We start from the raw sequence: 13,166 nt of genomic DNA on the forward strand, positions 1-13,166 counted from the left end.
CCTTATCAATTAGATAAGAAACGTTATATCGAAATGGTGCAAAAGGACAGCGAGCGCTCGGAGTGGAACATCCCTTCCTCCTCTTATGATGACTTGTGGAATCTGGACCCGGATCGAACCGCTGCCGCCGCATCAGCCGCTCAATCGCAAGCTGCTGACGCCAAACGTTTTCCGCCACGGCCAGAAAAAGATCTCGTCTGGTTCATTGAGGAATACTCCCCTACTCTTGAGGATTGGCAGCGGGACATTCTATCTATGCTTCGCGATGAGATGCTCTACTTCTGGCCTCAAATCGAGACCAAGATTATGAACGAAGGCTGGGCATCCTACTGGCATCAGCGAATTATTCGCGAGCTTGATCTGACAAGCGATGAAACGATTGAGTTCGCTAAGCTGAACTCCTCTGTCGTGCAGCCATCCCGGCATACCTTGAATCCCTATTATTTGGGCTTAAAAATATTCGAGGATATCGAGCGCCGATTCGATAACCCAACGAAGGAAGAACAAGCACGCTTCGGACGCGTCCCTGGCAAGGGCAGGGAAAAAATGTTTGAGGTACGCGAACTTGATTCAGATATTTCGTTCATCCGCAACTACCTAACGAAGGATCTGGTTAATGATCTTGATCTGTACATTTTCGAGAAAAAAGGCCCTGAATGGAAAATTACCGATAAGTCGTGGGAGAAAATTCGCGATCAGCTTGTTTATTCGAAAGTAAACGGCGGGTTTCCTAGCTTGATGGTTAAGGATGGAGATTTTAATCGTGTGGGTGAGCTTTATTTAATCCACGAGTATGAGGGTATGGAATTGGATCTGAAGTATGTGGAGCGTACGCTGCCTCATGTCGTTCAGCTTTGGGGAAAAAACGTTCACCTGGAGACGTTTGTTGAGGATAAAAAGATTGTGTTTAGCTGTGATGGGAAGAAGACGAGTCGGAAGTTTGTTTGAGTTAAGAGAATAGAGCTTCTTAATTCTGTTTTGAAGAGCTATCATGCACAATGATGAGACAAAAAAAACGATCTCACTCGATGGTATTATCCCCTTTAAGTAGACACTCAAAAAAAACCTCATGTTATCGTGAGGAAAAGAGTGAACTTGGAGGGGATTTTTCTATGGCTAAAAAGGGACAAACATTTAAGCAATATACAGAAGAATTTAAGCTGGCTGCGATGCAGGAATATATGAAGGGATCATTCAGTTATAAGAAAGTGGCTGAAAAGTTAGAGATCAGAAACAGTAGCCAATTAAAGGTCTGGGTGAGGAAATGGCAGAACGGAGAGGCCTTTGACGTACGTGCAGAAAAGACACCTAACCCTCTTACAGGACGTCCTCGCACGATCTTCAGTACTATAGAGGAAGAACGGGATTACCTGAAAGCGCAGGTAGATTACTTAAAAAAGCGGTATCCAAATCTAGTAAAGGAGAAGCTCCGGGTCAGCGAGACAACTATAAAATAGTCGAAGAACTACGCTGTCAGCACGGCATTACACGTCTGTTAGCCATTGCAGGCATACCAAGAGCCAGCTATTACAAATGACGAGCCACGCAGCCACAGCGCGATGCCAGACAAGACCGGGATCATGAGATGAAAGAGCATATGATGGCCATCCATTTCACACATCCTTACTTCGGGTATCCGCGTATGAAGATGGCCTTAAGGGAGATAGGTTACATTGTTAATCACAAGAAGGTATGGCGGCTCATGCAGGCATTGGACATTCAATCGGTCATTCGAAGGAAGCGAAAACAGTCGAATTACACGCCTTCGATCGTGTACCCGAACCGTCTAAAACGCAAATTCCATGCCACAGCACCTCAGCAAAAAATGGTCACTGACATTACCTACATTTCCGACGACAAGAACTTTCACTATCTCTCTGTCATTCAAGATCTATTCAACAATGAGGTTGTCGCTTGGCAATTGTCTGCCCGCAACGATGTGAAACTCGTGCTCGATACCGTCGAGCAGTGGACAAGAAAAAGAGACGTTTCGGAAGCCGTGCTCCATTCGGACCAAGGCTTCCAATATACGTCTCAGGCATACAACACGCGCTTAAAAGCATTCGGCGTTAAAGGCAGCCACTCTCGCAAAGCAACCTGCCTGGATAACGCGTGCATCGAATCCTTTTTTTCGCATCGCAAGACAGAGAAGTTGTATCTCCAACAGTGTAAATCAGGAGAAGAAATTCAGCAAACTGTGGAAGAGTACATCTACCTTTATAACTACCAGCGGTATCAATCTAAACTGAAGCAGCGCGCGCCAATTGAATATCGGTGCGCGCTGGCAGCATAGCTTTTTTCAACTGTCTACTTGACAGGGGTATGACCAATGTCCTAGGAAGAAAAAATCGGCTTTTTTGCAATACATCACGTGGTGCGAAGGCTAGTGCTACGATATACAGTGTAATTGAAACTGCTAAAGAAAATGAACTCAATCCTTTTGTGTACCTCAAGTATCTCTTTGAGCAATTGCCTAATATAAATACAAAAGATCATAAGAGTATTGATGCATTGCTTCCTTGGTCAGATATGCTGCCTGAGATATGTAAAATCCCCAAGAAATAAGCATATTAGAGTCCTCACTTTGTTTCAAGGTGGGGGCTTTTACGATCACTTTTGACTATGGTGCCGCAATCGGAGTTTTAAGAGGTTCTGACACCTAAATTCGGCCTAAAACAACGTGATAGAACTAAGCTTTGTCGATTACTATAGGGTTTTGGCAGCTCGCTTGAGTGAGTACTGTTTTTATGGGTTAACTTGGCTCCGTCCCTTTTTTGCCATTTCCACGTCCTGCGGGTTGGTCGCAAATGAAAATACATAAGCGTAGGCCGTTTGAAGGGCAATTTTGAAAGGACGGGTCGATTTGCGGGTCTTGGTTAAGAGCTGCCCTCCCTGTAGACTGGTTATAACTGCACAAGCTAGTTCAGCCGGGTCAGTCTCGGCCCGAAGATCACCCCGCTCTTTCATCTTGCTAAATCCATCAATAAAGTACTGCTCCCATCCATCAAAAGAATGCACCAGGGCCACCCTGGCTGTCTCGTCCTGGTCGGCTAGTTCGCTAGCCAGTGAACCGAGCGGGCATCCTCCCAAGCTCTCGCTGCTTTCCTTTAAGTCTATAATCGTCGTTCTCCATTTTTCTAGATTTTCCCATGTGTCCAAATGTTCCAGGAGAGGCAGTTGCGCACCCAGCACATTGACGGTTTGCCGCTCAATAACCGCCAGGACCAATTCTTCCTTATTAGCAAAATAGTGATAGAGCTGGCTTTTACTGACGGAAGCTGCGACCCTCATATCGTCCATACTGGTACCCCGGACGCCTTTTTCGTAAACAAGTTGGGCTGCCTGATTCAGAATACGCTCTCTACTGTTCTGCCCGCGTGAAGTTAAAGACCCGTTGTTTGGCATAAGCTTTCTTCCCTCTTCCTTTCTCATTCTTTTTGCAGTAATCTCCTATCCTGAAAGTATAGCACGATTTTCACCAATATTATACTATGAACTGGACTATTTGGTCCATTAATGTTACTATGGACTAAGTAGTCCATTTTGCATCACACACAGTTCAAAATTAGCAAAGCAACCCTAACCTCAGAAGGAGAATACACATGGAACATTCGATCGCACTCGTCACAGGCGCCACCTCCGGGCTCGGTTATGCGGCAGCCCGCAAGCTCGCCATCGAGGGCTACCGCCAGATCATCGTCACCGGGCGCAGCCTGGCCCGGGTTCAAGAAGCGGCCGCTCAACTCGCGGCTGAGACCAAGACACAGGTTTTCACTCCGCTGGAGCTGGATCTGGACGCACCGACCAGCGTTCAATCCGCCCTCGCCGAGCTGGTCAAACGAGGTCGGCCGGTTGATTTCTTGCTGCTCAATGCGGGGCTGGTTCCCTTCAAGCAGCGCGAGATTACCGCGGCGGGCGTCGAGGCATCTCAGGCCCCGCTCATTGGTCATCATGAACTGACTGTCGGGTTGCTCAATGCCGACCTGCTGAGTCCCGACGCACGAATTGTTATCGCCGGCGCGGAGCCTGCCCGAGGGGGCGTGCCGATGTTCAAATACACCGACCTGCCCGCCTTCGCGGCCAAATACCATCAAGGCGACCGAACCGCCGCTGTTGAAGCCCTGATTCGCAACGGGCCGAATGTGAAGTACGTGCCCAACAATGCGTATGCCGACGCGAAGCTGATCATCGCTTGGTGGGTCGCGGCGTTGGCGCGCCGGCTGCCGTCCGGCATGGCTGTGTACGCTGTATCGCCCGGTGGGGCGACCGCCACCAACGTGAAGCGAAGCGCTAGCCCTCTGTTGAAGTATGTGTTTATCCCAATCGTGAACCTCATTCCCGGCATGAACCAGACGCCGGAGACCGCGGCCAGTCGCTACATCCAGGCGTCGGAGTTCGGAACCGACGTCTCAGGGCAATTCTTCGCCTCGGCCAAAGGGAAGTTCTCAGGCCCAATCGAGGTGCAGCTCGAGCCCCACCTCCACGATCGCGCCAACCAGGAAGCCGCGTGGCAAGCCGTCGTCAAGGTCTCCGGCCTCGACTTGTCTTAGTGTCTCCGGCGTCCTTGTCTTATCGTACTAAACAGTTCACAATCAGCTAGGCGCCGCTGGCGTCGCAAGGAAAGTACGCATGGAACGGTACAAAGCGAAGCGGGCGGTGATCATTGGCGGCACGAGCGGCATAGGGCTCGCGACGGCGAAGATGCTGAAACGCATAGCGGCGCACGGTATCCTCAATTACTAGGTAAGCGTCAAATATCCCCTTATGCGGAATTCCGGATAAGGGGATATTTGACGCTTACTCTTCAACAGTAGAATACAGCCCCCAATTTGGATAGTCATTAATAAACCTACTTAACTTATCATTAATTGATAGTTTACTTTTCTTCCGGCAAGTTTACAGCAACCCGAAATAAAATCACCAAACGTGGTTCTAGAAGGCTTCGGACAGCTTTATATCAAGCTGTAAGGTGTGGACTGAAAGAGTCACGTAACAAGAGAATAAGAGCTTATTACGACAAAAAGCGTGCAGAAGGCAAACTATTTAAAGTAGCCGTGATCGCTTGTGTAAATAGACTAATCCATTGGATGTATGCGATTTTGACCAAGAAAAAACCTTTCCGATTGACTGAATAAGATGTATGGGACTTCGGTGTCTGCTACGGAGAGCGTAATGCTCCTTTCTGCTGCGCGCCTTGGGTGAATTCCGGTTTCTTCGCAGCTATGATCGAGATGGGCGATGTCATGGGCACCTTCGCTGGCCATGACCACGGTCACGATTTCTGGGGCGATTGGCATGGCATCCGTCTTTGCTATGGCCGCACGACCCGAAACGCATACCTGGATCGGCCCTTTTTAACAGGAGCGAGGGTCATTTCCTTGAAAGAAGGAGAACGAAGCTTCGATACTTGGCTGCACTTAGAGGATGGAACGATGCTGCCAGAGCAGCCTAAGCATGAGCCTGAGGGACGTACACCGGAGAATGTTGCTATTTACTTAACATAAGCAGCGCCGATTCGATAAGAATCATGGATTTATAGTAATTAACAACAGTTGCAATTCATATAAAGAGTGGCCGATTCAACTGTTCAAACCAATCGCTGCAGGAATTCCAAAGAAATACCTTCAGCATCCGACTGAACCCCACTCTTGCTCTGACAACTACGATGACCAAAGGCGGCGCCGATGTCGTGATTGATGAGGTAGGAATGGACCGCAAGATGAGCGATCTCGAATTTCTAGCCAGCGGTTTGAAACTGCAAGGGCACGATGAGCGCATTTAATCCCTACCTCCTCTTACGATGCTTGTGGAATCTAGACCCAGATCGAACAGCTGCCGCCGCATCAGCCGCTCAATCGCAGGCCACTGACTCCAAACGTTTTCTGACATGGCCAGAAAAAGATCTCATCTGGTTCATTGAGGAATACTCCGCCCATATCCCCGTGTTCGTTTGAATTGAACGAAGGCACCGCCATATGCGGTTCCGACCTTCACCTTATTCACGGGATGATCCCTAAGCAGCGCAACGTGAATATCCGCTCCGGACAAGCTCCGGTCGTTCACTACATGCCGTATATGTACGAGTTAACACGTTTCGCGGGAACTTTCTTTTCGTATTGGTTTGCCGAGAAGAACTCAAGTTGTTGATTAGCTTGTGTCATACGTTGTTCGCTCCTGGTTAGAATTGAAGATCCCCTACTCCATAAGCGGAATAGGGGATTTAGTTTGGGATCAGGGATAGCTACATTCGTTTAAAATTATTATGAAAAGGTAGGAGCAGGGAATTCATCAATTCTCATACGAAGTAAACTATATGGTTTTTCCCGTAGGTCTCTTCCATAATGAAATCTCGCCTGCCGATGTAATTGATTCACAATGACATATAAGTATTGATCGGGGCCAATCGAAAAAGTATCCGGCCATAAAATTCTCGGGTCATGCGCGATGGTTTCCATTGCACCATTCGGCAATATCTTCCGGATACTGTTGTTTTCATAGTCTCCCGCATAAACGGTGCCGTTTGCGCCGGTGATCATTCCATCAGACGCACCTTTTTCCCCCCAATAGTGCACATATTGGGATAAATTCATGTCCTGTATCCTTCTATCTCTTAGGGCTTCTGTTGAGATTGAAAACAGTTGACGGCTGGTTAGCGGAGCATAAAATAAAACCTTTCCATCAGGAGAAATCGCTAAACTATCGGAAGCCAATCTAAATGGGGAAGTCGAGCCGTCCGGGTTTCGATTCATCAAAATTTTACCTTCTACTTTCGGTAAAAAATAGGGATCAGGTGAAGTTGATATTGCCCCATTTAACCGTCTAAACGCGTTCCCATTTTCTAAATCTACGACGATAATAGCTCCTGGCCCTCTGGAAGAAGAATCCGTTATATATGCATAACCTGCTCTTCCAACACGAAAATCCAAACGGACATCATTCAGATAAGTTGTTGGCAAGACAACATCTTCTGTAAAGGTATATACTCTTCTTATTGTATTCGTGCTTAAATCAACAGCAACTAATTTTGCTCCCCCTTGAATAGGTTCAGAAAAATTTGGTGCTCCTGTATCTAGTACCCAAAGTATTCCTCTTCCATCAGCAACGATACTTTGGACACTGACGAAAGACATTACATTGTTGCTAGTATTAACCAAATTTATTTCCAAACTGGGATAAGGCTTCATTTCACCCTCAACAATTTCCGCCACAGTAAATTGAACGTCGTCTCCCCATTTCGGAAAGCAAACAAAAATACGGCCGGTTTCGGAAACGCTGACACCTGTAGGCATAGCCCCATAAAAAGCATGCACCAGTTCAAATTGCCCAAAATATTTTTCCATAGGTAACATAGGTTGCATAATATCCTCCTCATCAAATCCGAACGGATATCAACTATATATGATGAATTTTTTTTGTAGTGCCTGGTTCTTGATAAATTTTTCTATCGTGATGAATGCTACTGCTGCTTCGACCGTACTAATGCCGGTATCTGTTGTTCTCTCGTTAAGTACAAAACGTTGATACGCCCAAAAGGGCTGAACGACCTCGTACGTTTCGTTCATTTCGCCAATTTCGGTATTGATGCCTTTTGACTATGAATCGGCAGCTCATGGATATGAAAATTAAATTTAGAAGAAATTGAATATTCCATCTTAGTATGAGTCATTCTAATTAGGTCAGAAAATCCAAAATATCCAACAGGAGGAATTCATTTGTACCAGTTTCAGTCCAACAATCAGATTTCGCAACAACTTGCTCATGCCGAACAACTTATCCAACAATTGGTGAACCAAACTCAGCAAGCATCAGGGCAATATCAACAATTGTTAAACCAAGAACTCAATAATGCAAAAGCACTGGAACAAATAGCACAACGTGAACAGCAAGCCGCTCAAATTATACAAACCGCTCTGCAAGGCCATCAAACAGCACTTCAGCAATTGCACCAAATCTCAACCATCTGCAACCAATTGGCTCAGTCATCACAAACACAAATGACTGCATATTCAACGATGAACAACCATCAACAACCACAAGGCTTTAACAACTATTCTCATTAAGTCAGTTTGGTGAAATGCGCACCATGATGCAATATTCAATCCAAAGCAACAATATTCGGGGAAAAACTATAATGCCGAGTGAACATTGTCTAGGTTTTTATGATTTGAATGCTAGGATTTTAAAATATAAGCTGCTTCCTGATAGGAAAAACCCTGTTGAAAAGCAGGGTTTTTTCCTGTTTTCGTATAGCCATTTACCAATGATGCGGAGGTTTATTGGAGATGAATAATAAAGAGTTGAATAAACTATCTATTTTTGCCCTTGGCGGTGTATTCGAAATCGGAAAGAATATGTATGTCATCCAATACGCTGACGACATCATTGTCATTGACTGTGGCTCTAAATTTCCAGACGAGAGTCTGCCCGGCATAGATCTAATCGTCCCTGACATTTCCTATTTGATTGAGAATCAAGAAAAAGTACGCGCATTAGTGATCACGCACGGACATGAAGATCATATCGGCGGAATTCCTTATATATTGAAACAGCTAAATATTCCTGTATATGGAACTCGTCTAACACTCGGTTTAATCAAGGGAAAGCTAAACGAACATCGTCTCAAAGGAGCCTTATTTCATGAAATTAAAACAGACTCATTTATTGAACTAGGAAGAAGCTTTCAGCTTTCTTTTTTTCGTACAAACCATAGCATTCCAGATTGTGTTGGTATCGTATTACAGACGCCTGAAGGTACGGTCGTTCATACGGGAGACTTCAAATTTGATCTATCTCCTTCCAATAAACAATTCCCAGACATTCATAGGATGGCGAAAATTGGTGAAGCAGGGGTGCTTGCTTTATTATCCGAGAGCACGAACGCTGAGCGACCAGGCTTTACTCCTTCTGAACGAGTGGTAGGGGAAAAAATTGCAGATGCTTTTCAGAAAGCAACAAATAAAATATTTCTGTCCACCTTTGCTTCCAACATTAATCGCTTACAGCAGGTTGTGGATGCTTCTATTCTAACAAACCGCAAGCTCCTGCTGCTTGGTCGCAGCATGATCAACGTTGTAACGATTGCTCAGGAGCTTGGTTATATCCACATTCCCGAAGGCATGATTATTGAAGCAAAAGAGGCCAATCACCTCCCGAGAGAAAAAGTTGCGGTATTGTGTACGGGAAGCCAGGGTGAACCGATGGCTGCACTCTCGCGTCTCGCTAGCTCCACCTATCCACATACAGAAATATCTTCTGGTGATACTGTTATCCTCGCGTCATCACCAATTCCAGGGAATGAAAAGAACGTTGCAAGCATGATAGACCATCTGTATATGCTTGGGGCTCATGTTATTCATGGATCAGGTGTAGCGACAGGAATGCATGTGTCTGGTCACGGCAGCCAAGAAGAACTTAAACTAATGCTTACGCTAATGAAACCAACCTATTTCATCCCTATCCACGGAGAATATCGCATGTTATACCAGCATCGGTTACTTGCTGAGTCTGTTGGAGTAGAGAAGGATAATATATATATAATGAATAACGGAGATGTTCTTGACCTATCAGGAAATCATGTACAACAAACACGGAAAGTTACAGCAGGTAATACACTTATCGATGGTTTGGGCATTGGCGACATCGGAAACATTGTTTTACGCGATCGAAAACATCTTGCCGAGGATGGCATCCTTGTTGTTGTTGTCACACTTAGTCGTATAGAAGGCTCCGTACTATCCGGGCCTGACATTATTAGCAGAGGTTTCGTATACGTTAGAGAATCCGAAGCTTTATTAGGCGAAGTAGGTCGACTTGTGATGAAAACCATTGCTGACTTACAAGAAAATGGAAATGATGGTAAGTGGTCTATATTAAAACATCGTATTAAAGAATCTACAAGTAAGCTGCTTTATGCAAAAACAAAAAGACGGCCAATGGTTTTACCAATCATCATTGAAGTGTAATGAATCCACATAATTACAAATCCCCTTGCTTCAATTTAAGGCATTGTATTATCCCCTTTAAGTAGACACTCAAAAAACTTCGTGTTGTTACATGAAGATTAAGTGAACCTTAGTGGGGATATTTTTATTGCAATAAAGAGATGTATTTTTGTATCAAATCTTCCCCATGATACAGAATCCAATTCTGCATCCAAAATGGTTGCAGCATGTAATATACTCTCTTATTTTAATTCATCCAAGCATTGAAGCAGCGAATTCACCATGCGAGACATCCTTGCACATCCCTTTGTCCCGATCGATTACCGCGCAATAGTATCAAACTCATCAAGGAATGAATCCTTTCATACTATTTAGGACATGATATCCATTGTGACTACGGTAAATGTAGCAGCTGTCATTAAAACGAAGGAGAGAAATTAAATGACTAAAAATGAAGAACTCAATCGAAATCTTGATTCTGATCAAAATAGCACCAATACGGATGGAGCTGACATCGGAAAAGCTGTAGGTACGGCGGGTGGTATTGCTGCAGGTGCACTCGTAGGCTCTGCTTTGGGTCCTGTTGGAACTGTTGTTGGCGGTATCGTAGGCGCAGCATTGGGAAATAAGGTTGGAGGGGCTGCTGACGATAACAACGACGAAGCACAACGAAAGGATTAAAATGGTTAGTCACCAGCTTCAGTTAGGTATTAGATGTTTGAATGCATTTAAATTGTTTTGAGATGGTTAAAATAAATAATTCTTCACTTCCTAATGCTGCATTTCGAATTAATTCGAATATGCAGCATTATTTGTTTTTAAATTAGGTGAAAATCTAAATATCAATGGCAAAACAAGCTAGTCAAAAAAAAAATTACAAAAACTTGGAGGAACAACAATAAGCAAACATTCAAAATTCACAACAACTCGCTCATGCTGAACAACTTATTCACCAATTAGTTATCATCAGCAAGTCATCTATATAATTCATTAGATACAACTCTTTTGGCGAATGCACAGGCGAGCTGCCTTTCTTAGACATAAAATAATCCATTATCATAAATTTCAGGAGGTCTTAGTGATTAGCATGAAGAAGAAATCAAAAAAACTAAAACCATACATTCGATTGAAAGGCAACCGCATTAAAAGTACATTTAATGAGCTTGAGCTTCTGGAACCTCATCCAAATAAGCAATTAAAGTCTTTACTCCACCATATCTATACTTACTTACCATCTAGCTCCTCTAAATGACTTCTATTCCAATTGGGTTGTCTGGGATAAATCTGTTAATACTATCCCAGCTACCCGTTTAGAAAGCACTACGTTACTTCTCTTGCAACTAGCACCTCCCTCACTCTTTTTTTGCTGCGATAATTTTGGCTTCCACTAAAATTTGATTTGCTGATTCATTACTTGCCAGTGTTCTGCATTTATTTTCCTAAATTCCTTTTGCTCGAAATAAACCTTTAAAATTAATGATATTCATCTTCATCCTATTTTTTAGTCTTATGGCGATATCATCCAATTAGCGATCTCAATGGCTAGCTGATAGCATACCGCTTATCCTGATTATCCTTATCCTTGTCTTTACTTATAAATGGTTTCGTTTTTCAAATCTGTCCTATCTTCTGATGCTTGTGTTCTTTTGTCTTCATACTTATGCGGCACATTATACATATGAGGGCACACCATTTGACCATTGGCTAAAAACATCGTTTCATACAAGAAGAAGCTATTACGAACGAGTGGTTAACAATTAACTTCTCAATTCAAAAAAATGCGCAATGATTAAATGTCATTATTCAGAATGAAAAATTAAATCAGAGGATAAGCTACAGCAATAGCTAAGAAAATAAATTTTATGGTGACTACAGATGATTCGAAAAATAACTTTCCTCCTTCTTCGAGTTTTTGCAATAGCTTTGCTTATTTTGAGCGCTATTGAGGTAACCAATTTTCAAACAACTAATGCCGAACCTTCGCTACCGATCGTAGCTGATCAAAAAGGGTTTTCTATCGAAGTTTATCCTCAACAACACAGATTAATAGTACGGGCACAGGGAAAGGAAATTAAAACTTATATCGTCGCCGTCGGTAATCCGTCCACTCCAACTCCTGTTGGGGAATACCAAGTCATATACAAGGGAGAAAACTGGGGTCCCTCTTTTGGTCCACGATGGCTAGGATTAAACGTCCCTTGGGGGAATTATGGCATTCACGGCACGAACAAACCGTTTTCTATCGGGCAGCATTTGAGTCACGGTTGTATACGTATGCGCAACAATGATGTCATTGAATTATTCGAAATGATTCCACTCGGGGCTAAAGTAACGATATATGGACACATATTGGGGGATCCGAATCATGAACCGAGGGATTTGGCGGAAGGTGACGTCGGAGGAGATGTACAACTAATTCAGTCTCGTTTAAAGAGCTCCGGATACTTTAATGGAATATGTAATGGAAAATTTCGCTCGAATACAACCACGGCTGTAAAACATTTTCAACGTGATCATCATTTGGCGCAGAACGGTGTTGTATCAAATAAGGTGTATGAGGAATTGGGATTGTTAGAATAAAAGAAATGTGAGAACCCAATGACGCATTTTCCGCCACGCCTTTAATGACAATTAATTTTTTGTATAAATTTAAGCTTTACTACAAAACATATCATTGTATTAAAATCGAAACAGAGCGAGGTAATCAAATGAAAAATATTTTATTAATTGGCTTTATCAGCTGTTTAATGATGTTCAATTCAATTTCTGTATCAGCGGAAAGTAACGCTAATACACCGGGACAAGAGCTTCGTTACGATGTCAATCGCGTCACTAATGACACTAATCGTGCATTAAATACAGATGACTATCAAAATTATCGAACCAATAATTACAATACATCTTTGAACGCTAACAACTATAGAACAAATGCAACATCAGATAATCGTGGTTCAAATTGGGGTTGGCTTGGCCTTTTAGGTTTACTTGGATTAGCCGGTGCTAGAAATCGTGCTCGAGATGGTGATCGTGATCGTGCTTAAATGTTGAATTAGATTACTTAAATACCCTCAGTTACACTGGGGGTATTTGTTTGCGATTATTAATGCATTATTTATCTACTCTCGAACACATTAATAAAGTCGTAAATGGGGATAATTGTGCTTGTATGCAAGTTATAAGTCAACCCATAAAAGAGGATAAAACAGCTAGTGTCAAAAATAAATC

General features: G+C 43.4%; 12 protein-coding genes and 5 pseudogenes. 15 read left to right on the plus strand and 2 right to left on the minus strand.

The genetic code is table 11. The features are described from left to right. From AB4Z45_RS30945 to AB4Z45_RS30960, 4 genes and pseudogenes are all read left to right on the plus strand, one after another. Window positions 1-948: SpoVR family protein (locus AB4Z45_RS30945; RefSeq protein WP_441913310.1), on the plus strand; the 948-nt coding region annotated here is incomplete at its 5' end. 164 nt (window positions 949-1,112) lie between these two features. Further along, complete coding sequence (locus AB4Z45_RS30950; RefSeq protein WP_441913312.1) at window positions 1,113-1,457, plus strand: transposase; 345 nt, start codon at window positions 1,113-1,115, stop codon at window positions 1,455-1,457. 104 nt (window positions 1,458-1,561) lie between these two features. Continuing rightward, window positions 1,562-2,293, plus strand: a pseudogene (locus AB4Z45_RS30955) (IS3 family transposase); the annotation flags it as partial. A gap of 38 nt (window positions 2,294-2,331) precedes the next feature. After that, a pseudogene (locus AB4Z45_RS30960) lies at window positions 2,332-2,565 on the plus strand (transposase domain-containing protein); the annotation flags it as partial. Window positions 2,566-2,745: 180 nt separating this feature from the next. Here the strand turns inward: AB4Z45_RS30960 and AB4Z45_RS30965 are convergent. After that, a complete protein-coding gene (locus AB4Z45_RS30965) occupies window positions 2,746-3,432 on the minus strand; it encodes a TetR/AcrR family transcriptional regulator (RefSeq protein ID WP_441913313.1) in 687 nt (228 codons plus the stop codon). A gap of 170 nt (window positions 3,433-3,602) precedes the next feature. Here AB4Z45_RS30965 and AB4Z45_RS30970 point away from each other — a divergent pair, with 170 nt between their 5' ends. From AB4Z45_RS30970 to AB4Z45_RS30990, 5 genes and pseudogenes are all read left to right on the plus strand, one after another. Continuing rightward, window positions 3,603-4,550 carry an SDR family NAD(P)-dependent oxidoreductase gene (locus tag AB4Z45_RS30970; protein ID WP_441913315.1) on the plus strand — a complete coding sequence of 316 codons (948 nt, stop codon included), beginning with the start codon at window positions 3,603-3,605 and terminating at the stop codon, window positions 4,548-4,550. Between the two features lie 336 nt (window positions 4,551-4,886). Continuing rightward, window positions 4,887-5,135, plus strand: a pseudogene (locus AB4Z45_RS30975) (transposase); the annotation flags it as partial. A gap of 63 nt (window positions 5,136-5,198) precedes the next feature. Continuing rightward, window positions 5,199-5,504, plus strand: coding sequence for a hypothetical protein (locus tag AB4Z45_RS30980; RefSeq protein WP_441913317.1), 306 nt, complete (start codon window positions 5,199-5,201; stop codon window positions 5,502-5,504). 161 nt (window positions 5,505-5,665) lie between these two features. Continuing rightward, window positions 5,666-5,780 (plus strand): annotated as a pseudogene (locus AB4Z45_RS30985) (glutathione-dependent formaldehyde dehydrogenase); the annotation flags it as partial. Between the two features lie 238 nt (window positions 5,781-6,018). Then, window positions 6,019-6,087, plus strand: a pseudogene (locus AB4Z45_RS30990) (hypothetical protein); the annotation flags it as partial. A 173-nt stretch (window positions 6,088-6,260) separates the two neighbouring features. Here AB4Z45_RS30990 and AB4Z45_RS30995 read toward each other — a convergent pair. Continuing rightward, window positions 6,261-7,358, minus strand: a complete 1,098-nt coding sequence (locus tag AB4Z45_RS30995) for an L-dopachrome tautomerase-related protein (RefSeq protein ID WP_441913319.1) — start codon at window positions 7,356-7,358, stop codon at window positions 6,261-6,263. Window positions 7,359-7,712: 354 nt separating this feature from the next. On the opposite strand from AB4Z45_RS30995, the gene AB4Z45_RS31000 reads away from it, so the two are divergent. From AB4Z45_RS31000 to AB4Z45_RS31025, 6 genes are all read left to right on the plus strand, one after another. Beyond that, window positions 7,713-8,060 carry an AMP-dependent synthetase and ligase gene (locus AB4Z45_RS31000; RefSeq protein ID WP_441913321.1) on the plus strand — a complete coding sequence of 116 codons (348 nt, stop codon included), beginning with the start codon at window positions 7,713-7,715 and terminating at the stop codon, window positions 8,058-8,060. 222 nt (window positions 8,061-8,282) lie between these two features. Next, a complete protein-coding gene (locus AB4Z45_RS31005; RefSeq protein ID WP_441913323.1) occupies window positions 8,283-9,962 on the plus strand; it encodes a ribonuclease J in 1,680 nt (559 codons plus the stop codon). A gap of 420 nt (window positions 9,963-10,382) precedes the next feature. Further along, entirely contained in the window at window positions 10,383-10,622 is a 240-nt protein-coding gene (locus tag AB4Z45_RS31010) for a glycine zipper domain-containing protein (RefSeq protein ID WP_441913325.1), read from the plus strand. Between the two features lie 897 nt (window positions 10,623-11,519). Further along, a complete protein-coding gene (locus tag AB4Z45_RS31015; RefSeq protein ID WP_441913361.1) occupies window positions 11,520-11,702 on the plus strand; it encodes a DUF2238 domain-containing protein in 183 nt (60 codons plus the stop codon). A 114-nt stretch (window positions 11,703-11,816) separates the two neighbouring features. After that, the gene (locus AB4Z45_RS31020; protein ID WP_441913326.1) at window positions 11,817-12,521 is read left to right on the plus strand and encodes a L,D-transpeptidase family protein; all 705 of its coding nucleotides are present in this window, start codon (window positions 11,817-11,819) and stop codon (window positions 12,519-12,521) included. Between the two features lie 128 nt (window positions 12,522-12,649). Beyond that, window positions 12,650-12,982, plus strand: a complete 333-nt coding sequence (locus AB4Z45_RS31025) for a WGxxGxxG family protein (protein WP_441913328.1) — start codon at window positions 12,650-12,652, stop codon at window positions 12,980-12,982. Window positions 12,983-13,166 lie beyond the last annotated feature (184 nt).

The sequence above is a fragment of the Paenibacillus sp. MCAF9 genome (genome assembly GCF_052114265.1).
Lineage (GTDB): Bacteria > Bacillota > Bacilli > Paenibacillales > Paenibacillaceae > Pristimantibacillus.